Source organism: Kitasatospora terrestris (assembly GCF_039542905.1).
In the GTDB taxonomy this organism is placed as follows: domain Bacteria; phylum Actinomycetota; class Actinomycetes; order Streptomycetales; family Streptomycetaceae; genus Kitasatospora; species Kitasatospora terrestris.
In genome coordinates this window covers 172,400-194,529 of the sequence record NZ_BAABIS010000001.1, presented here as the reverse complement: position 1 = coordinate 194,529, position 22,130 = coordinate 172,400, and the positions used below count along the sequence as shown (strand labels likewise).

Annotated in this window: 23 protein-coding genes; 8 read left to right on the top strand and 15 right to left on the bottom strand. The window is 71.9% G+C overall.

Translation table 11 applies throughout. The annotated features are described in order from the left end of the window. The first annotated feature begins 182 nt into the window (after positions 1 to 182). A complete protein-coding gene (locus ABEB06_RS00885) occupies positions 183 to 1,067 on the top strand; it encodes an IS5 family transposase (protein ID WP_345694804.1) in 885 nt (294 codons plus the stop codon). A gap of 23 nt (positions 1,068 to 1,090) precedes the next feature. On the opposite strand, the gene ABEB06_RS00880 is transcribed toward ABEB06_RS00885, so the two are convergent. Further along, positions 1,091 to 1,777, bottom strand: coding sequence for an alpha/beta fold hydrolase (locus ABEB06_RS00880; protein WP_345694803.1), 687 nt, complete (start codon positions 1,775 to 1,777; stop codon positions 1,091 to 1,093). A 187-nt stretch (positions 1,778 to 1,964) separates the two neighbouring features. On the opposite strand from ABEB06_RS00880, the gene ABEB06_RS00875 reads away from it, so the two are divergent. Both ABEB06_RS00875 and ABEB06_RS00870 read left to right on the top strand, forming a co-directional pair. Then, a complete protein-coding gene (locus tag ABEB06_RS00875; protein WP_345694802.1) occupies positions 1,965 to 2,399 on the top strand; it encodes a DoxX family protein in 435 nt (144 codons plus the stop codon). 81 nt (positions 2,400 to 2,480) lie between these two features. After that, positions 2,481 to 2,708 (top strand): DUF6458 family protein, encoded by a 228-nt coding sequence (locus ABEB06_RS00870; RefSeq protein ID WP_345694801.1) that lies wholly within the window; start codon positions 2,481 to 2,483, stop codon positions 2,706 to 2,708. A gap of 86 nt (positions 2,709 to 2,794) precedes the next feature. On the opposite strand, the gene ABEB06_RS00865 is transcribed toward ABEB06_RS00870, so the two are convergent. The 3 genes from ABEB06_RS00865 to ABEB06_RS00855 form a co-directional block, all read right to left on the bottom strand. Beyond that, positions 2,795 to 3,532, bottom strand: coding sequence for a hypothetical protein (locus tag ABEB06_RS00865; RefSeq protein ID WP_345694800.1), 738 nt, complete (start codon positions 3,530 to 3,532; stop codon positions 2,795 to 2,797). A gap of 114 nt (positions 3,533 to 3,646) precedes the next feature. After that, positions 3,647 to 4,255 carry a hypothetical protein gene (locus tag ABEB06_RS00860; RefSeq protein WP_345694799.1) on the bottom strand — a complete coding sequence of 203 codons (609 nt, stop codon included), beginning with the start codon at positions 4,253 to 4,255 and terminating at the stop codon, positions 3,647 to 3,649. 199 nt (positions 4,256 to 4,454) lie between these two features. Beyond that, positions 4,455 to 5,639: a hypothetical protein gene (locus ABEB06_RS00855; RefSeq protein WP_345694798.1), complete on the bottom strand. Its 1,185-nt coding sequence runs from the start codon at positions 5,637 to 5,639 to the stop codon at positions 4,455 to 4,457. Positions 5,640 to 5,899: 260 nt separating this feature from the next. Here ABEB06_RS00855 and ABEB06_RS00850 point away from each other — a divergent pair, with 260 nt between their 5' ends. Together ABEB06_RS00850 and ABEB06_RS00845 are read left to right on the top strand one after the other, a co-directional pair. Next, entirely contained in the window at positions 5,900 to 6,319 is a 420-nt protein-coding gene (locus ABEB06_RS00850) for a hypothetical protein (RefSeq protein ID WP_345694797.1), read from the top strand. A 145-nt stretch (positions 6,320 to 6,464) separates the two neighbouring features. Continuing rightward, entirely contained in the window at positions 6,465 to 6,869 is a 405-nt protein-coding gene (locus tag ABEB06_RS00845; RefSeq protein ID WP_345694796.1) for a hypothetical protein, read from the top strand. Positions 6,870 to 6,933: 64 nt separating this feature from the next. On the opposite strand, the gene ABEB06_RS00840 is transcribed toward ABEB06_RS00845, so the two are convergent. From ABEB06_RS00840 to ABEB06_RS00800, 9 genes are all read right to left on the bottom strand, one after another. Beyond that, positions 6,934 to 7,431 (bottom strand): phosphoribosyltransferase, encoded by a 498-nt coding sequence (locus ABEB06_RS00840; protein ID WP_345694795.1) that lies wholly within the window; start codon positions 7,429 to 7,431, stop codon positions 6,934 to 6,936. A 171-nt stretch (positions 7,432 to 7,602) separates the two neighbouring features. Beyond that, positions 7,603 to 7,842 carry a hypothetical protein gene (locus tag ABEB06_RS00835; protein WP_345694794.1) on the bottom strand — a complete coding sequence of 80 codons (240 nt, stop codon included), beginning with the start codon at positions 7,840 to 7,842 and terminating at the stop codon, positions 7,603 to 7,605. A gap of 71 nt (positions 7,843 to 7,913) precedes the next feature. Beyond that, positions 7,914 to 8,405 (bottom strand): hypothetical protein, encoded by a 492-nt coding sequence (locus ABEB06_RS00830; RefSeq protein WP_345694793.1) that lies wholly within the window; start codon positions 8,403 to 8,405, stop codon positions 7,914 to 7,916. After that, positions 8,330 to 8,509, bottom strand: coding sequence for a hypothetical protein (locus ABEB06_RS00825; RefSeq protein WP_345694792.1), 180 nt, complete (start codon positions 8,507 to 8,509; stop codon positions 8,330 to 8,332). The genes ABEB06_RS00830 and ABEB06_RS00825 overlap by 76 nt, the downstream gene beginning before the upstream one ends. Continuing rightward, on the bottom strand, positions 8,506 to 12,255 hold the full coding sequence (locus ABEB06_RS00820; protein WP_345694791.1) for a DUF4132 domain-containing protein: 3,750 nt from the start codon (positions 12,253 to 12,255) through the stop codon (positions 8,506 to 8,508). Before ABEB06_RS00820 ends, ABEB06_RS00825 begins: the two co-directional genes overlap by 4 nt. 180 nt (positions 12,256 to 12,435) lie before the next feature. Next, positions 12,436 to 13,071: a dihydrofolate reductase family protein gene (locus tag ABEB06_RS00815; protein ID WP_345694790.1), complete on the bottom strand. Its 636-nt coding sequence runs from the start codon at positions 13,069 to 13,071 to the stop codon at positions 12,436 to 12,438. A gap of 192 nt (positions 13,072 to 13,263) precedes the next feature. Further along, the gene (locus ABEB06_RS00810) at positions 13,264 to 13,782 is read right to left on the bottom strand and encodes a GNAT family N-acetyltransferase (protein WP_345694789.1); all 519 of its coding nucleotides are present in this window, start codon (positions 13,780 to 13,782) and stop codon (positions 13,264 to 13,266) included. Positions 13,783 to 14,106: 324 nt separating this feature from the next. Continuing rightward, on the bottom strand, positions 14,107 to 14,940 hold the full coding sequence (locus tag ABEB06_RS00805; RefSeq protein ID WP_345694788.1) for a class II glutamine amidotransferase: 834 nt from the start codon (positions 14,938 to 14,940) through the stop codon (positions 14,107 to 14,109). Between the two features lie 240 nt (positions 14,941 to 15,180). Beyond that, positions 15,181 to 15,456 (bottom strand): hypothetical protein, encoded by a 276-nt coding sequence (locus ABEB06_RS00800; RefSeq protein ID WP_345694787.1) that lies wholly within the window; start codon positions 15,454 to 15,456, stop codon positions 15,181 to 15,183. 1,318 nt (positions 15,457 to 16,774) lie between these two features. Between ABEB06_RS00800 and ABEB06_RS00795 the strand changes: the two genes are divergently transcribed. Continuing rightward, a complete protein-coding gene (locus ABEB06_RS00795; protein WP_345701708.1) occupies positions 16,775 to 17,659 on the top strand; it encodes an IS5 family transposase in 885 nt (294 codons plus the stop codon). 100 nt (positions 17,660 to 17,759) lie between these two features. Next, a complete protein-coding gene (locus ABEB06_RS00790) occupies positions 17,760 to 17,918 on the top strand; it encodes a hypothetical protein (RefSeq protein ID WP_345694786.1) in 159 nt (52 codons plus the stop codon). 74 nt (positions 17,919 to 17,992) lie between these two features. Here ABEB06_RS00790 and ABEB06_RS00785 read toward each other — a convergent pair whose 3' ends face one another. Together ABEB06_RS00785 and ABEB06_RS00780 are read right to left on the bottom strand one after the other, a co-directional pair. Next, complete coding sequence (locus tag ABEB06_RS00785; RefSeq protein WP_345694785.1) at positions 17,993 to 19,000, bottom strand: acetylxylan esterase; 1,008 nt, start codon at positions 18,998 to 19,000, stop codon at positions 17,993 to 17,995. A 93-nt stretch (positions 19,001 to 19,093) separates the two neighbouring features. Next, positions 19,094 to 20,413, bottom strand: coding sequence for a DUF3370 family protein (locus ABEB06_RS00780; RefSeq protein WP_345694784.1), 1,320 nt, complete (start codon positions 20,411 to 20,413; stop codon positions 19,094 to 19,096). Positions 20,414 to 20,791: 378 nt separating this feature from the next. Between ABEB06_RS00780 and ABEB06_RS00775 the strand changes: the two genes are divergently transcribed. After that, positions 20,792 to 22,108: an ABC transporter substrate-binding protein gene (locus ABEB06_RS00775; RefSeq protein ID WP_345694783.1), complete on the top strand. Its 1,317-nt coding sequence runs from the start codon at positions 20,792 to 20,794 to the stop codon at positions 22,106 to 22,108. Positions 22,109 to 22,130: the final 22 nt, after the last annotated feature.

The following is a 22,130-nucleotide window of genomic DNA, read 5'->3' as shown; positions in this document are numbered from 1 at the left end:
TCCGGCGGATCCGGCAGCGCGGGGCGGACGGCGCGGGCGGCGCGGGCGCGGGGCGGCTCCGGGGCGGAACGGCCCCGCCCCGCGGGGTCGGGTCTCAGAAAGTGTTGGGTAATTGATCAACTGCTTGGCGTGATGCCCTGGCGGTGATCTTTGCGGCCACGGTGTCCGTGAAGATCACCGCCATGTGTGTCTGTGCGTGCAAGCCTTCCTATTCCTCGTCGTTGACGGATGCCCAGTGGGCGGCGATCGAGCCGCTGCTGCCGGTGCGGGATCCGCGCAGGGCGGGTCGGCCGCTGAAGTTCCCGCGCCGGCTGGTCGTGGACACGGTGCTGTATGTGCTGGTCAGCGGTTGCGCCTGGCGGTTGGTGCCGCACGATCTGGCCCCGTGGGACGCGGCCTACCGGTGGTTCCGGGCCTGGACTGCGGACGGCACCTGGAACCGGGTCCACGACACGCTGCGCGAGCGGGTGCGGGTGGCGGACGGGCGGGATCCGCAGCCCTCGGCGGCGGTGCTGGACTCGCAGTCCGCCCGCAGCCACCAGGGCGGGCAGGCGATCGGCTACGACGCGGGCAAGCGCGTGCGGGGCCGCAAGCGGCACCTGCTCGTGGACACCTGCGGACTGGTGCTGCGGGCGGTGGTGCACTCGGCCTCGGTGCAGGACCGGGCAGGCGCGAAGCTGGTCCTCGCCGGGATCCGGAGCTCGTTTCCGCAGGTCGGGCCGGTCTGGGTGGACGGCGGATACGTGAACGTGGTCGACGCGGGACTGGTCGGCTGGGCGGCCGAGCACGAAGGGCTGGAGATCGTTGCGGTGCCGCGCAACGCCGATGTGAAAGGGTTCCAGGTACTGCCCCGCAGGTGGGTGGTCGAGCGGACATTCTCCTGGCTGGGACGGTGCAGACGGTTGGCACGGGACTACGAGCGCAAGACCGCGCACGCCGAAGCGATGATCAAGGTCGCGATGATCCGGCTCATGGCCGCCCGCCTCGCCGGCGAGGAGATCGAACCGCACGGTCCCATCGAGACCGAAGCGGCCCGCCGCCTCGCCGACGACCTCAAGAACGAGTGATCATCCGATTACCCAACACTTTCTCAGCCGTCGAGGGTCGCGGCGGCCTCGCGGATGACGTCCAGGACGACGTCGGGGTGGGAGAGCATCGGCACGTGGCTGCTGTCGACGGCGCGGGTCTTGGCGCCGATGCGTTCGGCGGTCGCCCGCTGCAGGTCCGGGTTGACGGTGCGGTCGTCGTTGGCGACGACGTACCAGCTCGGGGTCGTGCGCCAGGCGGTGCCGGGCACCTGCTGGGCGAACAGGTCCGGGACCGGCACGGCGCCCGTCGCGAGGACGAGCTTCTGCTCGGCGGCGGGCAGGTCGCCGCAGAAGTCGCCGATGCCGGACTCGAGGAGCCAGATCCGGCCGTCGGTGACGTCGAGGTGCCCGAAGACCGGCATGGTGGGGAACTTGTCCTGCTGGTCCTGCGTCGTCTCGCCCTCGTCGGGAGCGAGGGCGGCGAGGTAGACCAGGGCGCCGACCCGGTCGTGGGTGCCGGCCTTGGTGATGAGCGTGCCGCCGTAGGAGTGGCCGACGAGGACGACCGGGCCGGGCACGTGGTTGATGGCCCGGGTGACGCACGCGACGTCGCCCTCGAGCGAGTCGAGGCCGTGCTGCGAGGCGTACACCTCGCGGCCCTCGGCCTGGAGCGCGGGGATGAGCTTGTTGAAGCACGACCCGTCGGCCCAGAGTCCGTGGGCGAAGACGATGCTGGCCTTGCTGGCCATCGGTTCCTCCTTCGTCGGTTTCACGCGGTGCGGCCACCCTACGTTGCGTAGCCGTTCGGTGACTCCCGGCTCGCGCATCCACCGTTCCGTCGTACGGCCGAAGAATTCTTCCCGGGGACCGATGAGTCCGGGGGCCCGCGGCAGTCAGACCTGCGAAAGCACCCACAGCCGACCGGGGAGTCCCGAGATGTCCAGCACCCGTACCGCCGCCACCACCGTCACCGCCGCCGCCACCGACCCGAAGCAGGGCAAGGCCGCCGTCCGGACGGTCTGGACGCTGCGGATCGTCCTCGCGCTGTTCTTCGCGCTGGCGAGCGCGCTGCCCAAGCTCCTCGCGCTCCCCGCCGCCACGACCGTCTTCGACGCGATCGGGGCGGGCCACTGGTTCATGTACGTCACCGGGCTGGTGGAGCTGGCCGGAGCGGTCGGCCTGCTGCTGCCCCGGCTGGCCGGGCCGGCCGCGACGGCGCTGATCGTCTTCCTGGTGTTCGCGTTCGTCACCCAGCTCACCGCGATGCACGGCGAGAACGCCGGGACGCCGTTCCTCTTCATGGTGCCGCTCGCCGTCGTCGCGTGGCACCGGCGCGCCGAGACCGCGGCCCTGGTCGGCCGCCGGCCCTGACCCGACAGGCGGGGTCGCGGTGCGTGCGTCGCGGTTTCGGGGGTAGCCGAACGCCGTTGTCTGCCAGGAGGAGTGGTGAGAATGGGTATCGGTGGCTGTGTCCTGCTGTTCGCCCTCGGCGCGGTACTGGCGTTCGGGGTCGACTGGCACCTGTCGGGCGTGAACGTCCACGTCGTGGGCTGGATCGTGATGCTCGCGGGCCTGCTCGGGCTGTTCACGTACGCGAGCATCTACAAGCGCCGGCGGTACGGGAGCCGTGCCGGGGCCGACGAGGTCGTCGAGGAGCGCCGGTACTACGACCAGCCCTGACGCCCCGTCCGTCAGCCGGAACGCATGCGTGCACCGACCACCCGGTGGGGGTCGGTGCACGCGCCGTCTGTGCCCCGGTCCAGGCCTCAGTCCAGGACGCCGACGGCGTGCGCGATCACGAGCAGCGAGGTGATGAGCGCCGCGACGCTCTCGACGGCCATCAGTGCCTTGGCCCGGGTGGAGAGCGGCATGGTGTCGGTCGGGCTGAAGGCGGTGGAGTTGGTCACCGACACGTACAGGTAGTCCATCAGGGTCGGCACCCAGTCGGAGGTGCGACTGGATCCGTCGGCGACCTCCTCGACGGCGTCGTCGTTCTCGTCCTGGGAGAAGCGGAAGTCCGCGAGCGGCAGTTCGGACCGTTTCGCCTGGGTGCGGACCACCGGGCCGCCGCGGTCGAGCTCCCAGAAGGCCAGGCCGAAGACGATGACGCTGGTGGCCCAGACCTGGAGCGCCGCGAGCAGCAGCGGGCCGCCGTTCTGGGCCCGCTCGGTGACCATGGCGTCGATCAGCAGGCCGAGCGCGACGAGGTTGCTGACGCCGATCATCGCGACCAGTGTCAGCGACAGCGTCCTGGACAGCCTGTTCTGCCGGGTCATCCGCCGCGGATTGACCGCGATCAGCGGCACCAGCAGCAGCACCTCCAACCCCGGCAGGACGAACCGCGGGGCGATCAGCAGCTGCTGCGGCAGGACGAGGTACAGCAGGATCGCCACGAGGGTCGCCAGTACGGCGGGCAGCCGGGCCTCGCCACGGCGCTCGTGCCGGGCGAAGCGCTGCCGCGCCTTCGTCCGGTGCTCGTTCGGTGGCCGCTCGTCGGCGCCCATGGTCTCGACCTCCCCGGTTGCAAGGGTTGACTCTCTCCCAGGGGCTTCCCCCGTTTCCGGAACCCACGCGTCCGAGGCGGGCGGGCAGGCGACGGGGGCGGGGGCGCCGTACGGTCAATCGGGCCCGGAGGCGGCGCCGCAGACGGTGATGCGGTGGCCGAGGCCGAAGTAGGTGACCGGGTCGCCGCAGATCTTCTCGACGGCGGCCAGCCCGGCGCTCGCCTGCCCGAGCCCCTCCACCGAGGCGCGCGCGGCAACGTAGAAGTGCCACTGCCCGACGTCGAGGGGATCGTAGTCGGCGTGGTTGCGCGCGGTGTGGAGCGCGAAGACGTAGACGTCGGCGTTGTACGACGGGTCGGGGGAGGTCCCGGAGCCGGGCGACCAGGTGCGTCCCCGCAGACGGGAGAAGCGGATCGTCGACAGCCGGGACTGCCCCCAGGCCTGGAGGTAGGCGCTGGTCTTGACCTCGATCCGAAGCCCGCACGGTGCGAGGACGTCGAAGCTCTCCCACTCTGCGTTCCGGTCCGGCGCCCCGACGGCGCGGTGCACCAGGAACTCGGCGAGCAGCCCCCGGGTGGTGTTGGTCCGCAGGTCGGGCAGGGCGTAGCGCCAGAAGTCGAGCACCGTTGCGCCGTCCGCACCCCGGAACGCCTCCGTACCCGCGAGCGGTACCGGCGGGGACGGGGCGTGCGGGCCGCGGGGAGCGGCGAGGTCGAAGGACATGCGGTCAGCCTGCCGCCCGGCCGGAGGGCCGCCTGACGGTCCGACGCCGCGCGGAGCGCCGGCGCCCGCGGCGGACGGGAACGAAAGGGGTGGGCGGAGCGCTGCGCGCCGTGGGCGGCAGGCGCGCGAGCGTTCACCCGAACGGGACGGCGGGTGCGCGGCGTCCGGGCCACCGCGTACCCGCCGAGCCCCAGGTGGGTCAGCCCCCGCCGTAGGTGGCCTGGGTGACGGCGAAGACGTTGCGCCCGCCGGTGGTCTCCTGCAGGGACCACAGCAGGTCGGGGTCGGTGGTGTCCTCCCAGTACGAGATGCTCTCGCCGCCACCCACCCAGGCGAAGGTCGAGGGGCCCGCCGTCGGCGTCCAGTAGTAGAGCTTCTTCTGGCCCGAGGAGTTGAACCACCACCGGCCGTTGTGCGAGGCGACGCCGTTGAGGTTGTACCAGGGCAGCTGGAGCGCCTGGCTCGCGGTCGTCGTCGCGGCGAAGGTCGTCGCCCCGGACGCGAACGGGAAGCGCACGGCCCGCGGCGGCCGGTTGGGGTAGTCCGTGCAGGACGACTGGCAGGTGTACTCGGTCATCACGATCGACTTGCTCACCCGGTCGAGGGAGATCGACGACCACGCCAGCTTGTCGGCGGAGGTGGTCTGCGCGGTGACGGTGCCGATCTGCGGCAGCACGTAGGCGTAGTTGTGCGCGTAGTACACGGAGCCCGACTGGCGGCCGATCTGGTCGGCGGTACCGCCGGTGTCGGTGTTGAGGATCTTGCGCATGTCGAAGACGCGCATGCCGCGCCCGGTGTCAGCGACGTAGAGGTAGTTGCCGTACCAGGACACGCCGCCCGCGTGGATCGGGATGTCCTTGAAGCTCGGCGCCGCCGCCGTCCCGGTCGGCTCCACCAGGAGGATCTTGCGGTACTTGTTCGGGAAGGTGGCGTCCCAGTCGGCCAGCGTGATCCGGCTGCGCTGCTGCGCGCCGCCGCAACCGTCCTTGGTGTACCAGCTCACCAGCACCAGCTGGTGGCCGTCGTAGTTGCCGCTGTCGGCGGTCCCCACGGCGTCCCGGCTGGTCGTGATGCCCTGCGGGAAGCTCTGGCAGTCGGAATTGTCGCCGTCGTCGAACCGGAAGCCGGTGGACAGGCCGGCGACCGAGAAGGACGAGGGGAGCGGCTGCCGGTCGTGGTTGGCGTTCTCCATCACCGTGTGGACGGCGGAGGTCCCCAGCGTCGTGACGAGGGCCGAGTTGAGGGTGTCGAACTGGTGGTAGTCCGCGGTCAGGGTGAACTGGGACGCGGGCAGGGCGGTCGGGGCTGCGGCGGCCGCTGCCGGCGACGCGCCGAGGAGCGCACCGCTGACGGCCAGACCCGCTGCGAGCACCGCATTCGCCACGCTCCGGACTTGACGGATCATCAATGCTGGCCTCTCCGCGCGACTCGATCAACGGCCCCTCACGCTAGGCGCGGTCTGAGCATGTCCGCAACACTCCGGCTCCGCGGCGGCGCGCTTCCACGACTTCCGCACCGTCAAACCACCGGCCGGGCACAGGGGTCGAGTCCCGGCCAATCTCCGTTCGGTGACGGCTGGACGCGGCGGGCCGGGGCAGACGACGGCCGGGGCCGCAGTGGCCCCGGCCGTCGAAGGAGACCACCATGAACGCACCGGTGAACCTGTCCACCGCGGAGCTCGCCGCCGAGGCCGCCGAGCTGGTCCGATCCGCCGCCCTCGCCACCGGCCCCGACGGCCGGCCCGGCCTGGTGCACTCGGCGGACGCCGCCGAGACCGTGGCAGCACTCGCCGGCCTGACCGCCCGGCTGCCCGAACTCCTCGACCAGCTCGCCTCGTTCCTCAGCAGCGAACAGGCCGCCGGACGCATCGGCCCGGCCCGCGGCGCCACCGAGGACGCCGCCCACGACGCGCTCCGGGCGGCCCGCGACGCCCGCGAGCAGCTCTACGAGGCGGGCCGGACCGCCGCGCTGCTCGCGGAGTCGGTGGCGTCGGCCGCGGCCGTGCTCGCCCCGCTCGGAGCCGCCGCCCACCCGGTGGGCAAGCCCACCATCCCGCACGTGTGACACCTCCGGGGAGCGCCCCGTCACCCCCCGGCCCGCGCCCCCGGGCTGTCCTGACGGATCGCCAGGGGCGCTCCGCCGCACGGGATATCCCGACGACACCACCCGCCGACGGCGCTACGCTCCCCGGGGACGGGGAGGTGGGCCCATGGGACGCGGCAGGTCGCCCCAGGAGAAGAAGCAGCTGAGCTACGCGAAGGACCGGCGCAACCACTACGGCGAGAACGACAAGAGCTCCCGGCGGAACATCCGCCGCAACAAGCAGGCCGTCAACAGCGCCAACCGGCGGCTCGCCCGCACCGTGCTGGTCACGGCCACCGGACCTCTCGGGCCGGACGACGCCCCGGCCGACGCCGTCGAACAGGACCTGCTCCGCCGACGCCCCAAGACCTGGCGGAAGTCCCCCGATGCGCCCCTGGGCGCGGCCGTCGTCCGGGCCCTCGGCCGCCGGGCACGGCTCGGGATCGACGAGCCCGAAGGGGCCCAGCAGCGGATCCGCCGGGTCCGCGCAGGCCTCCGCGGGCCGGCCCGCAGCGCCACCGACGAGCTGTGAGCGGTGGTACCCGCCGACGGGCCTGATTGACGAGGACCCGGGCCGGTCTCTGGAGCGGCCGCCGTCAGGCGTCCAGCACCTGGTCGCCGCGCCTGACCACCGGCGGTTCCGTCGACCAGGGGAAGTTGATCCAGCCGTCGGTCCGCTTCCACACGTACTCGCACTTCACCAGCGACTGCGTCTTCTCGTACAGGACGGCCGACCGCACCTCGGCGACGTGGCTGAGACAGAAGTCGTGGACCAGTTGCAGGGTCTTGCCGGTGTCGGCCACGTCGTCGGCGATCAGGACCTTCTTGTCGGTGAAGTCGACCTCCTGGGGGACGGGCGCCAGCATCACCGGGAACTCGAGCGTGGTGCCCACACCGGTGTAGAACTCGACGTTCACCAGGTGCAGGTTCTTGCAGTCCAGCGCGTACGCCAGACCGCCGGCCACGAACACACCGCCGCGGGCGATGCTCAGAATCAGATCGGGCTCGTACCCGTCGTCGGCGATCGTCTGCGCGAGCTCGCGCATCGCCCGGCCGAAGGTCTGGTAGTCCAGCGTCTCGCGGAAGTCAGTCACAGCGCCCAGTCTCCCCGGCCGCCCGCCCGGCGGCGAGCACCGCCGCGCACGCTCACAGGTCGATCCCGGGACGGGCGGGTCGAGGAGATCAGGGCCCCGGCGGGCCGACTCGGTCGGCGTACCCGCCGGAGGGGACCAGGCGCCGCACGGTCACCTCCCTCGCCGTCCGGGTCAGCCGGACTCGTTCACGGTCGCACCGTTCCCTCCGGGGCCGGAGAGGGTCCAGACGTCGGCCCAGGCCCGCTGACCCGGTGTGCAGTGGTAGCAGTGGGCGACGAGACCGTCGTGGTTGTACCACTCGTGGGCCCCGCAGTCCTGGCTGCCCTTGCGGGCCGGCCCCCACTCGATCAGGAACCACGGCAGGTGCCTGCGCAGGCGGGTGCGCCATCGATAACGGCCGGTCCGAGTCATCCCGGCAGCTTATCTGCGGCCGGTGGTCGCGCGGATCCCGGGGCTCGCCACCGACACCGGACCGAGCGGGGCTACCGCGTGAAGCGGCGCCAGTAGGACCAGTGCTCCGGGGGCGCGGGGCGGTCGGGGTCGGGGTCGTCGGGGGGTGTGGGACGGGTGCCGAAGAAATAGCCGTGGAGGTCGAGGAGGAAGCCGTAGAGCTCGCCCTCGGAGTAGAAGTGCATGTCGTGGTGGGTGATGGCGTGCCAGGTGTCCAGGCCGGCGGGCTGTTGCTCCAACAGGTGTTCCAGGCTGGTGCGCAGGCGTGCGGCGTAGGCGCGGTCGCGGGCGAGCGCGCGCTTATCCTCGACGAGGTCGATGCCGATGTTCGGGTGGAGGAAGTAGCGGTAGAAGGCCCGGAGTCGGCCGTCCTCGCCCCAGCCGGGGATGTCGCGGGCGCTCCAGACGGGCGGTCCGGCCTTGAGGTGGGTGAGTTTCGGGCGGTCGGTCATGTCGTCGGCCCAGGTGCCGGGGGTGCCGGGGGTGCGGGGGGCGTCGAGGAGGTCGGCAGCGCGTAGTTCCACGAGTACTTGATCTGGTCCTCGGTGGTGGCCGCGCCGCCCTGGACGACGGCGTAGCGGACCTCGGCGGGCGGTCGCTGCGGCGGGTGCCCGGGGGCGGTGGTCACGAGGCCGTCATCTCCTCGAGGTCGGCGAGCAGTTCGGAGGCGGCGACGGCGTCGAGGTCGCCGAAGCGCAGCGGGTAGTCGCGGCCCGACCAGTGGTCGCGGGGGACGGTGTCCAGCCAGACCGTCTCGAAGGTCTGGTCGGGGGACTCGTTGACCACGCCCACCCAGATGCCCTGGTCGAGCTGGATCACCAGGTGGCAGCCGTCGGATATCCGCTTGGAGAACCAGCGCTCGACGCCGGCGTCCTGCGGGACGCCGCGCTCCCAGCCCTTCTTGGTCATGCCGAGCAGCCGGCCCACCGGCACGGTGACGCCCTCGAAGCGCAGCAGCCGACCGGAACCGGCCTCCTGCGCGGTCAGCCGGCGCACCGGACGGCCCAGTTGCGGGAACGGCTGCAGGATCTCGTGGTCCGCGAACAGCTCCGCCCACACCGGCAGCTGCTCACCGAGGTGCAGCGGGTGGGCCAGGCGCACGCTCGCGCCCTCGGGCAGGGCGAACGCCTCGTCGGACGCGTCGGCCAAGGTCCGGTCCTCGGCGACCCGGAAGGCCACGGTCGGTGCGTCGGCCACGTCCGCCAGCCAGACCAGACGGCGCGCCAGGTGCCGGACCAGCGGGTGGCGCAGGAACAGCTCGTCGAACTCCGTCGCCGACCAGGAGCGGCCGGCGACCATCGCCGCCTCCAGCCGGCGGATCTGGTCGGCGGCCACCGCGCGGACGTCCTTCTTCAACGCGGCGAACCGCTTGCGCTCCGCCGGGGCCAGCTCCCGGTCGTCCCGGGCGCCCGGCACCGGCAGCTCCTTGTGCCGCTTGCCGTCGGCGTCCAGCACGTACGGGCGCAGCTGCTCGTCGAAGCCCACGGTGAACCGGCGCGGACCGTAGTCGACGACCGTCGTGCCGTCCGCGTCCAGGCCGAGATCCGGCACCAGCCGGTCCGACAGCTGCTCCCCGGTCAGCCCGAGTTCCTCCGCGACCTCGGCGATCTTCTCCTGGGCGCGCTGCTTGAGCGCCTTGAACTTCACCCGCTGGGCGATCGTGTGCAGGTGCAGCAGCGCCACGTCGGTGCCGATCTCCGCCAGCACGTTCAGGCCCTCCACCGCGCGGTGGTGGGCGCCCTCGCCGGGCCACTCGCGGACGATCGGGGTGAGCCGGCGGACCGTGTCGTCGTCCCCGAGCACCCCGAGCGCGTGCAGCACCCAGCTCTCTTTGGCGGGCATCGCCGCCTGCCGCCACTCCTCGAACATCGCCCAGCCGAGCGCCGCCAGCGAGTCCGGCCGGCAGGCGTCGACGGCCACGGCGAGAGCCGGGTACGGGTCGCCCGGCTTGGACAGGGCCAGCATCGTCAGCACGTGCCCGGTCGCGGCGTCCGGCAGCGCCTCGCCGGAGGCGAGCAGCAGCTGCGGCAGGACGGCGGGCTGCAGCCAGGCCGGCAGCACCGGCATCCGGGCGGGCAGCGCGTTCTCCCACGGGTCCGAACCCAGCGCCTCGGCGAGGATCCCGGCCGCCTCCTCGCCGTAGCGGTCCGCCGCGGCGGCCAGCAGGGCATCGGCACCCTCGGCCGCGGCGACCAACCGCAGCGCCTGCTCGGCCGCCCGACGGGCCGCACCGACCGGACCCACCGCGTCGGGCACCAGCAGCACGGCGGCCGGGACACCGTGCCGGGCGAACCACGAACGCGCGGTCTCCTGAACCGACTTGAGTCGGACCAGGGCGTCCGCCATCACCCGGGCCGCGGTCACGTCCAGGACCGGGAACAGCAGCGGCGCCAGGGTGGCGGGCTGCGTCCGGGCGGCGTGGAGCACCGTCGGCACCGCCGCCGGACCGTACGTGGCGAGGACCGGGCGCAAGCACTCCAGCCCGTTCCACAGGTCGCCCGGCCGCCAGTCCGCGACGTACGGGGACAGCTCCTCCACCGGCCCCTGGAGGAGCAGACGGGTCGCGTACCAGAGACCGGCGTGCTCGTTGAGCACCCGCTCGGCGGTCACCGCCCAGTCGGTGTTCGCCGGGTACTCGTGGCCGGTGTGCTCCGTGCGGGCCCAGCGCTCCCGCTCACCGTCGCGCCACAGCAGCACCGAGGCGGCGTCCGGCTGCAGGCCGGCCAGCACGCGCGGCTTGCTCGGGGGGCGCTTGCGGGTCCACGGCGGCGAGACCAGCACGGGCGGCAGCGCCTCCGGCGCGGCCTCGGCCACCCGCGCGGCGGCAGCGTCCATCGAGCGGACCAACTCGGCCGCCGCGGAATCGAGTCGTGGCAGGATGGCGGGCAACTGGGCGCGGTGCAGCCGGACATGGCTGTCGAGCAACTGCCGGGCGGCGGGCGCGTTCTTGCCCGACCCCGTGGCCGTCCCCGTGGCCGTCTCCGCGAGCAGCCGCACGGCCCGGACCGGATACCGGGTCATGGCCTTCTGCAGCGCGGCCCGGGAGTGCTTGTCGTCCAACCGGGAGAGCAGGAACCGGAAGGCGTCGTCGGTCGGGAAGACCGTCGCCGCGTCGGTGACGGCCCGGATGTGGTCCGTGCCGTAGCCCTGCTCGACCGCCTCCGGGAGCAGCGGCACGCAGGCCGTCCCCACCGAGTCGGCGAGCGTCGCGAAGAAGTCCACCGTCCAGGCGTTCCAGAGGAGCTGAGGCCTGAGGCCGAGGCCCCGCAGCTGCGCAGGGTCGTCCAGCGACTGCATCAGCATCGTCCGCAGCCACGGGCCGTCGTCGACGTACGGCCCGTCCGCCAGGCACTCGTCCGCCCAGCCCGGCGTCCCCGGGGCGAGGAAGACCGTGACGACCCGGCGCTGGGGCGTGGTCCGGCACACCGCCAGGGCGTCCACCGCCTCGCGGTAGGACGCCTCGTCGGTGACGGCGAGCAGGGCCCGCACCAGGGTCGCCACGCGGTGCCCCGAGTGCCAGGTGCCGCTGGTGTAGTGCGGCCCCTGGAGGCGGGGCCGGCACAGCATCATGTCGGAGCGGTGACGGCCGGCCTGCTGGTAGGCGGTGTGCACCTCGAAGACCTCGACCGCCGCCAGGGCGGCGAAGGCCGGCCCGTGCTGGGCGGCCCACCGGTCCACGATCGGCAGCCGCTTCAGCAGGGTGTCACCCATCACCGAGAACAGCATGCTCGCCACCGCCGCCGCACCGAGCGCGTCCGGTTCACCGGCCAGGTACGCATGCGCGGCGCGGACCAGCTCGGGGTCGGAGGCCGGAGCGGCGAGCACCTGGTCGATCCAGGCCTGGTGCTCCGCGAGATCGGCGGACTCCAGGCCCCGGCCGTCGCGCGCGGCCGGGGCGGAGGCGGGTGTCGCGCGGGAGCGGCGGGGCAGCGCCTTCGCGCGCCACTCCGCAGGCAGCACGAACGTGTCCTCGTCGGGCAGCCCGGCAGGCTCCTCGACCGGCGCGGTTGCGGGCGCCGCCGGCTCGGACGGCCCGGCCTCGGTGGGGGCGGGGGCCGGTGCGCGCTGCGGACCGGCCTCGTCGGCGGCCGGTGCGCACTGCGGACCTGTCTCGTCGGCGGCCTGCGCAGGCTGCGGGCCTGCCTCGTCCGGGGTCCGTGCAGGCCGCGGACCGCTCTCGGCGTAGCCCTTGCGCTCCTTCTCCGCGACCAGCCTGGCGAAGTGCGCCCCGGCCGCTTCGTCCGAAGCCAGCTCCTTGACCTGCTCGCGGCCGCCGGTGCCGATCCGGCCGTACCGGACCCGCACCGACGCGCCCTCGACCGCCGCCTCCCAGAACTTCGCCGAACCGTCCCCGACCAGCTCCCAGCGCCGCACCGCTCCTCCTCCGCACCCCCGGTGATCAACGGGCGAAACCCTAGCGACCACCTCCGACACCCCGTGCCCGGCCCCGGAGGGTCCGACCTGCGCGGACGGGCCCACGGCGGCCGGGCAGCGCCGGGTGCGCCGGGTGCGCCGGGAGCGGTGGGAGCGGTGGGGGAGCGGGAGCGGCGTCGGTCAGCCGGCGTCGTGCGCGTCGCGTCCGGGTGCGCCCATGTCGCCGGTGGCGGGAGTGCCGTCGGCGAGCGCGTACCGGAGGAAGACGGCGCCGCGCGGGCCCGCGACGGGCGCATCGAGGAGCGTGAGGTTGGCGGGGACGGTGCCGGTGTCGAAGACCCTCTTCCCGGTGCCCAGGGTGAGGGGGTGGACCCACAGGTCGAGGCGGTCGAACAGCCTCTCGCGCAGGAGGGTCTGCACCAGGTCCAGACTGCCGACGACCTTCACGTGCTCGTGGCGCTCGCGCAGCTCGCGCACGGCGGCGGGCAGGTCCGGTCCGAGCCGGGTGGAGTGGGCCCAGGGGAGGTCGGGGGTGCCGCGGGAGGCGACGTACTTCGGGATGCCGTTGAACAGCGCGGCGAACGGATTGCCCTCGGCCTTGGGCCAGTAGGCGGCGAAGATGTCGTAGGTGCGCCGGCCGAGCAGCAGGGCGTCGGCGTCCTCGTACGCGGCGTCGACCTGCGCCCCGGCGACCTCGTCCATCAGTGGAACCTGCCAGCCGCCGAACGGGAAGCCCTCGGGGTCCTCGTCCGGGCCGCCGGGCGCCTGTGCGACGAGGTCGAGGGTGGTGAACAACTCGATGTGGACGAGTCCCATGGTCAGCTCCCGATGCGGTGGGTGGTCCTGTCGAGAGCTGTGACGGATCGGGACGGCCGAACTCATCGCTCTCCCCGGAGGAAGCCGACAAAACGCAGGTCAGGCCGGTCGCCAACGGCGGCAAGGGGGTGCTGTCCGTCCCCCGTGGGGGTCAGGCGCCGTCGCCCGTGCGGCGGCGGTTCGCGGTGCACGTCACCGGGCGCGAGTGCTGGCGAAGACGGCCTCCGGGGGATCGGTGGGGTTGTAGCGGTCGGAGACGCCTTCGTCGAGCATGCCGGCCTTCCGCGCGACCCGCAGCGAGGCGTGGTTGCGTGGGTCGACGGTGGCCACCAGCCGCGGGATGCCGAGAGCGTGAGCGTGTTCGAGGGCTGCGGTGGCCGCCTCGGTGGCGTAGCCGCGGCCCCAGTGCGGGGCGGCGAAATGCCAGCCGATCTCGTACTCGCCGGGGTGGCTGGACATCGGGCGGACGTAGACGTCGCCGACGAAACCGACACCGTCGGCGTCGACCGCCCAGAAGCCGCAGCCGGGGCCGCGGTCGGCGACCGTCTGCCAACGGGCGATGTCCGCGTGGATCACCGAGAGGTCGCCGGGCGGATCATCACCCGTGTACCGGCACACGTCGGGGTCGGACCACATCGCGAACACGGCGTCCGCGTCCGTCGTGGCGAAGGGGCGGACCGTGAGCCGGGCCGTGCGGAACACAGGAGACATGGGCCGGATGCTACTGCTCCGGTTCGTGCCGGGCGACGGAGAATCCGGTGGCACGGCGACCGGCGCACGACGCCGACCGGGTGGAAGCCCCAGGCGTCCGCTCCTGGTCGGGAACCTACCCGGGCGGCGGGCTCCGGAGCACGTCGACGGTGGTCGGCGGACCCCCGCTCCGTCCCCGGGGCGGTTCGGGTGCGACAGCTCCACGTGACGAGCCTCGGGTGCGAGGCGGGATTGGTCAGGACGGAAGCCCGGCTCGATCACCCGGCCGGGATCGAGGACCGACTGCGGCTGTGGCGTGCCGGACCGGGTCTTCGGGCTTCCCCGTCAGGCGGGAGTCCGCGGGGTGAAGGGGATCAGTTCCTCCCGGTCCTGGCTCACCACGCCGTAGGTGGCCTCCGGGACCTCGACCCAGGCACCGGGAAGGTCCCCGATCGGTTCGGACACCACCAGGCGCGTGCCCTCGGCCGCCTCGCGCAGGACGGCCCGATCGGGATACATCTCCCTGAGTTGCCGGACGCTCCGGTTGAAATACAGCGATCGGCTCCGGCCCACGCTGGAATACCGGAACGCCCACAGCGAATCGCCGTCACTGGTCGCGATCGTGCCCTGGAAGGGGAACCGGTGTCCGTGCTCGCGGCCGCGCGCCTCGACGAACCCGATCATGCGCGCGACAGCGCCCGGAGGGTCGTCCTCGAGTCCGTAGGTGAGCGCCAGGTAGAACATCAGTTCGGTGTCGGTCGTGCCCTTGACGTCCAGCCAGAGCGCGGGGTCGATCTCGAAGGAGAGCTCCCGCTTGATGTCACCGAGCCCGTCGATGAAGCCGTTGTGCATCCACAGCCACCGCCGGTACCGGAAGGGGTGGCAGTTGGTCCGCTGCACGGCGGAGCCGATGGCGGCGCGGATGTGCGCGAAGAACAGCGGTGAAGTGGTGTGCGCCGAGACCTCGCGCAGGTTGGTGTCGTTCCATGCCGGCTCGGTGCTGTGGAACACCCCCGGCGCGTCGGTCCCGTCGTACCAGCCGATCCCGAAGCCGTCACCGTTGGTCGTCTCGGCTCCCAGCTTGGAATGCAGACTCTGATCGATGATCGAGTGGACCGGTGTGTAGAGCACGTCCGTCAGCCGGACGGGAGAGCCCCAGTAGGCGAGCCATCGGCACATGGTCGACCTCCTCGTGGACGGAGCGGCCCGGCACGCCCATTCGACGCGAGGACACGGGCGGTCACCGGCCACTGCAGAAATTATCGATCACCCTCGGCGGCGACGCAGGACGGCGGGCCAGGACACTGGGCGGTGTACCAGCGATGCAGGGGCCGGTGCGCGCCGCGGGCGACGGGTTCGCGGCGCGCACCGGAGTGTCGCCTGGGCTTCGGATGTGCCTGCGCGTGCCGGTCGGCGCCGCTACGGGGTCCAGTGGGCGTGGGTGGGGTGGATCTCCGGCCGGGCGCCCTGGGGGAGGCCCATTTCCTGGGCGATGGGCATCACGATGCCCATGAACTTCCGCATGGCCTCTTCCGACTCCCACAGGTCGTAGATGGCGAGGCCGGAGGCGGTGGGCACGCAGGCGTGGGAGATGCAGCCGGCGAAGGTGTCGCCGGGCAGGGCCTGGAGCCTGCTGTTCAGGGCGTCGTACTGGTCGGTCGTGATGGGAAGGTCGGACTTCACCAAGATCGCCACAGTGGCATCCTTCGAGGGTCGGGTCGAGTGGGCCGTCAGGGGTCCGGCCGTGCTCGGGGGTTCACGGCCGGACCGCCCTGCCACCAGCGTGCGACCGCACCGCCCGACACGGAGGGGTGGCTGCGCCGCTCGGAGCATTGTTCGCCCCCGTCGGCATGACGGCTCCGCTCCCGCGCATCGGCCGGTGGTGGGGACCGGCGCCACGGAGAAGACGGGCGTCCAGGGTGTGGCGCGGCTCCTCGCCCCGCCGCACAGGTTGAAGATCAAGTTAGGCTGTGTCTCGGAACCGGTGCGGGGTGGGGTGCCCCGCGTGCCGATCGGAAGAAGTTCTCGTGGTCGACCCAGCGCTCAAGGCCGCCCTGACCCGCCTTCGCACGGTGAAGTCACAGCGACCAACCGGCATGAATGCCAACGAGTTTGCCGACTGGCGGGAGAGGATCGCTGATTCCCTCGACGGCTTGGCGAGAGTGCTTCTCTTCGAGGAGGACCAGGTCGGGGCGCGAGCGGAGGCAGCGGCGGCGCGAGCCCAGGCGGACGAGATCCGACGCCTGGGACTTCGAGCAGCGGGAGACCGAGGCCTTCAGCGCCTGGCGGCGGCCCGCGCCGCGAACGCCGCGCTGCGCCTGTGACGGACGCGCCGTGGCTCGATGCCGGAGCTGACCGAGAAGGCTGCCCCGGCCGGTTGGAGTGCCCGCAGTGCGTACGGGAACGCGTCGAGAAGAACCGGGGACCGCTGGTGCTGTCCGCTCCGACCGCGCGCGAGCAGGTGGCCGCCCTGGCTTCCGCGCCGGACGATCCGTGGTGGGAGGTGCGGGCTGCTGCGCGCCAAGCCGTACCCGGTGTATGGACAGCGCGTCGATGAATGCGGTGGCCCGCCGGTGGGGCAGCCCCCGTGTCAGGCACCATCGGCGCGAAGAGCGGCGTTGATCTTCTCGCGATCTCCCGCCCCGAACGAAAGGTGCAACCCGTGACCGACTTCTCGAGCCGGAGATCGGCACGGAACTCCCCAGCGAGTACAAGGATTTCATCGACGAGTGCGCGCCGGTCAAGGTCAACAGTCACCTCTGCTTCGTGCACCCGGCGACCACGCAGTGGAACCTTCTGAAAGGCATCCGGGAGACCGAGCAGGCCTTCCGCGATGCCGGCTGGGACGGCCTCCCGCACCCGGACGCCGGTGCTGACGGAGTCCTGGTCCCGGCGCTGTCGACCGACTTCGGCTTCCACGTCTTCCTCAGAAAGTGTCGGGTAATTGATCAACTGCGTGGCGTGAGCACTGGCGGGGATTGTCGTGGTCGAGGTGTCCGCGATGATCACCGCCATGTGCGTCTGTGTGTGCAAGCCGTCCTACGGCTCATCTCTGACGGATGCTCAGTGGGCGGTGATCGAGCCGTTGCTGCCGGTGCGGGATCCGCGCCGGGCGGGTCGGCCGCTGAAGTTCCCGCGCCGGCTGATCGTGGACACCGTGCTGTACGTGCTGGTCAGCGGCTGTGCGTGGAGGCTGGTTCCGCACGACCTGGCCCCGTGGGACGCGGCCTACCGGTGGTTTCGCGCCTGGAGCGCCGACGGAACCTGGAGCCGGGTCCACGACGCGCTGCGCGAGAAGCTGCGAGCTGCCGACGGCCGGGATCCGCAGCCCTCCGCGGCGGTGCTGGACTCGCAGTCCGCCCGCAGCCACCAGGGCGGGCAGGCGGTCGGCTACGACGCCGGCAAACGGGTGCGGGGCCGCAAGCGGCACCTGCTGGTGGACACCTGCGGTCTCGTCCTGCGGGCGGTGGTGCACTCGGCCTCGGTCCAGGACCGGGCAGGCGCGAAGCTGGTCCTCGCCGGGATCCGGAGCTCGTTTCCGCAGGTCGGGCTGGTCTGGGTGGACGGCGGATACGTGAACGTGGTCGACGCGGGACTGGTCGGCTGGGCGGCCGAGCACGAAGGGCTGGAGATCGTTGCGGTGCCGCGCAACGCCGATGTGAAAGGGTTCCAGGTGCTGCCCCGCAGGTGGGTGGTCGAGCGGACATTCTCCTGGCTGGGACGGTGCAGACGGTTGGCACGGGACTACGAGCGCAAGACCGCGCACGCCGAAGCGATGATCAAGGTCGCGATGATCCGCCTCATGGCCGCCCGCCTCGCCGGCGAGGAGATCGAACCACGCGGCCCCGTCGAGACCGAAGCAGCCCGCCGCCTCGCCGACGACCTCAACGATCAGTAGCCAGCCAATTACCCCACACTTTCTCAGCCGCAGCCCGCGGGTGCCCGGCTGGAGCGTGGTGGTGCACGACCGGGACGAAGGCGGGTACTGGGAGCATCCCATGGGATTCGCCGAGTGGCTCTACCGGCACCTCGTCGGCGAGGAGGTCATCCATCCCAACGGGACGTGCTTCTACCCCGGTCCGGTCGAGCTCCAACACCTGCCCACGAGCCCGGAGGACCGCCCGCTTCCCTGGTACGGACCCGACCGCGGGATGTGACCCCGGGCGGCGCGTTCGGAGTGTTCCCGCGGCCGCTCCGGGGAGAAGGGGGCCCGCCAGGCCGTGGCACGAGTTCAGCCTGATCGACGGGTGGCGCGGGTGGGAGCACCGGTGATCGCTGCGACGAACTCCTTGTGCGAGGCGAGTTGTGCGGTGCCGCCGCCTTCGTGGCCCGCGTATTCCCACAGGCGGATGGCCTTGTCCGCGACTCCTCCGGTGTTCTCTCCCCAGCGGTGGTAGGCCGCGAAGACGGTGGACGGCGGGCACACGGGGTCCATCAGGGCGGCGGAGAAGCGCACGGGGGCTGTGGCCCGGGCCGCGTGGTTGGCGGCGTCCACGTAGGAGAGCGTGGTGAAGACCTGCTCGATTTCGGTCGGGCGGCCGCGGAGGTAGTCGGTGAGTTCCTTGTAGGGGTAGGTGTCGACGATGTGGGAGGCGCGTCGGAAGTGGCAGAGGAACGGGACGTCGACGCAGGCGCCGGCGAGGCCGGGGCGCAGGCCTGCTACGGCGATGGCGATGCCGCCGCCCTGGCTGCTTCCCGTGACGACGATTCGTCGGGCGTCCGTTTCGTCGAGTTCCGCGACGGTGTCGACCGCGCGGACGGCATCGGTGAACAGTCGTCGGTAGTAGTGGTGTTCGGGGGAGGTGAGGCCGCGGGTCAGTACTCCGCCGGTCTGGGGGGCGGTGTCTCCGTCGTAGGTGTCCGCCGCGCCGTAGGGACTGGACTGCCCCCGGTTGTCCATCACCAGGTGGGCGTAGCCGAGGGAGGACCAGAGGGTCGGGAGCCATGCCGGGCCCCGGGCGCAGCCGTAGCCGAGGTATTCGACGACGGTCGGTAGGGGGCGGGGGGAGTGTCGGGGCAGGCGTAGCCAGGCACGGACGGGCTGTCCGTCGTATCCGGAGAAGGTGACGTCGTAGGTGGTGATGCCGATGAGTCCCGTTCGGGTTGTCCGCAGTCTCGGCGGGCGTGCCGCGGTGCGGGCGGTGTCGAGGGTTCTCGTCCAGAATTCGTCGAAGTCGTGGGGTTCGGAGCCGTCGAAGCGGTAGGTGCGGAGTTGTTCGGGTGGCAGATCGGTGAGCATTTCGCGTTGCCTCGGTCGTGAGGGCCGGTGGTGCTGGGCCGCGGCGGCGCCCCGTGCGGTGGCGCCGCCGCGGTGTGCGGGTGCCGGCGGGGGTCAGACGCTCTCGAAGAGCAGTTGCGATCCGGCTGTGATCAGTCCGGGAACCTCGAATTCGAGCTCCACGAGGGTGCTGGCGCCGGGGGCGAGGCGGTAGCGGCCGATCTCGCACCGGGGGACGGTGGGGCGTACGTAGAGCGTGGTGATGCCGGGGGTTCCTCCGTCGACGCGGACGGAGGCCGCGCCGTTCCAGGTGTCGCCGGGTACGTCGGTGGTGCCGGTGATGTTCGACCCGAAGGTGAGCACGGCGGTGCGGTCCTGGGCCGAGGGGTTGGTGAGGCGCGCGCGGACGGCGTAGCGCATGCCGTAGTTGCCCCAGCTGCGCTGTGAGGAGTCGGACAGTGCCGCGGTGGCGGGAACGGTCTGGTCGAGGGCGGCCACCTGGCGCTGCGTGGTGTTGAGGGCGAGGCCGAGGTGGGCGCCCGCTGCGGGAACGGCGACGTCGAAGGTGCCGGTCTCCCAGCGGGAGGCGGCGTAGACGCCGGCTTCGCGGCCGTAGGTGGTGGCGGTCTGGGAGGCGATGTTGCCGGGGGCCGCCTGGGAGTCGTTCTGGGTGTAGTTGATGGCGGTGCTGGTGCTGCCGGTCGTCGTGACCGCGGTGTAGACGTAGACGCCGCCGGAGGCTGTGACGTCGAGGAGTCCGTCGATGATCGAGGAGGTCATGGGGATCTTGGCGATCTCCACCATCGTGCGGGGTTGGACGGTGGTGGTGGGCAGGTAGGTCTTCGTGGTGCCGGCGACCCAGTCGTACGAGGTGGCGTAGCAGGGGCCGGTGCCGGCGCGCTGTGCCGGGTCCTGGACGAGGGGCTTCTGCGCGTTGGTCCAGATGGCGCCGGAGGCGCTGACGGTGACCGCGCCGCTGTTCGGGTTGGATGCGAGGACGTGCAGGTAGGCCGTCCCGCCGGTGCTGTTCTGGTGGTACAGGTACACGGGGAACGTGCCGGTGAGGGGGTGTGCGGAGCCGCCCCGGTTGGCGGTGGTGCGGGCGCACTGGGCGAGCCAGCCGGGGCCGGTGAAGGTTTCGGGGTTGTTGGAGACGAACATCTCGGTGCCGGTGGCGCCGCCCGGGAGTTGGAGGAGCTGCTCGCGGGGCACGGTGGGGCCGGGCGCGGTGGGGGTGCCGGTGGTCCACGAGGCGGTGTCGATCGTGGCGGTGGGCTGCTGGGTGCACTCGCAGCTCTGACGGCTCGCCTTGGAGTGGTTAGGACCACTTTCCGCGTGGGCCTGGGTGGCGGTGAGTGGCACTGCCGCACCCGCGAGGAGGGCGGGTGCGAGGCCGAGGAGGCTTCGCCGGGAGGTCGTGGGGCGGTGGTTCACGTGTTTCTCCTCATAAGGGTCTGGGGGCGGCTGGCGGCGGCGGTGGGCCGGCGCGGTGGCTCGGGCACGTGAGGGGCTCCGGTGCGTGCTGTGCTCAACGCTTCGAAGCCCAGAGAGGTAGATACCAGATGCGTGGTCCCGGCATAAGTGGCTGGGACCGAATCCGGGCGTGCTCGTTCGGGTCGACGCGACTGCTCGCGGGTGGTTGATGGTCATAGAGCGTGGTTTGCCCGGTATTCCGAAGCGGGCTTTTCAGGTCGGCATGCCACCGGGGTTGACGGGGGAGGGGGCGAGCTGCCAGCTTTCTTCCCAAGTGGTCCGTACCACTTCCGGAGAGCTCCGGACCTCCTTCACCCTCCCCGCCGTAGTAGGAGAGTCATGCCCAGCAGCAGAGGCATCCGCCTGGCCGCCGCCGTCGTCACCGTCGCCCTCGCCACCAGTGCCTGCGGCCTCGGATCGAGCGGCTCGTCCACCGACGCGGGAGCCCCGGCGCCCGCGAAGGTCGGCGGCACCATCACGCTGGAGACGCTGCAGCTCAAGCCGACCTTCACCGACTACATGACCGGCGTCATCGCCGCCTACGAGAAGGAGCACCCCGGCACCGAGGTCAACTGGGTGGACATCCCGTTCCAGGGTGCCCAGGAGAAGCTGACCGCCGACGCGGCCGCCGGCAACCTGCCGGACGTCGTCAACCTGAACCCGCAGTTCGGCCAGGCCCTGGAGGCCAAGGGCCTGTTCGTCGACATGGACAGGGCCGCCGCCGACGTCAAGCCCACCTACGTGCCGGGGGCCTGGTCCGCCTTCCAGGTGCCGGGTCAGCAGGGCTCCTTCGCCCTTCCGTGGTACCTCACCTCCGAGGTCACCATGTACAACAAGGACCTGTTCGCGAAGGCCGGGCTGGACCCGCAGAAGCCGCCGGCCACCTTCGACGAACTGCTCGCCGACGGGGCGAAGCTCTCCGCTGCCGGCAAGGGCGCCTTCTTCGGCATCCACCCGGCCCTGGAGAACCGCTTCGTCACCGACCTCGCCAAGCAGGGTGTCCCGCTGCTGGACGCCTCCGGCAAGAAGTGGACGTTCAACACCCCCGAGGCCGTGGCCTACCTGCAGAAGCTGGTCGACGCCTACAAGGGCGGCGTCTACCCGCAGGACTCGCTGACCCAGAACCACAGCAAGGAGAACGAGGCCTACCAGTCCGGGCGCATCGGCCTCCTGCCGTCGGGCCCGAACTTCCTCGCGACGATCAAGAAGAACGCCGCCGACATCGCGGCCGACACCGGTGTCGGCCCGCAGATCACCGGCCCGGCCGGCGCCACCAACATGTCGGTCATGGGCCTGCTCGTCCCGAAGGCCGGGAAGAACCAGGGCACCGCGCTCGACTTCGCCAAGTACCTGTCGAACGCGCAGAACCAGCTGGCCTTCAGCAAGATCGTCACGATCCTGCCGAGCACCCTCGAATCCCTGAAGGACCCGTACTTCAAGGCCGAGGGCGACACCACTCCCGAGGGCACCGCCCGCCGGATCTCCGCCGAGCAGATCGCCAAGGCCAAGAACCTGGTGCCCGTGCAGTACGACTCCCGGGTCACCGCAGCCGTGATCGGCAAGGTCCAGCTCGCGCTGCAGGGCAAGCTCAGCCCCCAGGCGGCGCTCGACCAGGCGGTCGAGGAAGCCGACAAGATCACCGGCGCCGCCGGCTGATGCCCGGGGCCGGACACGCCCC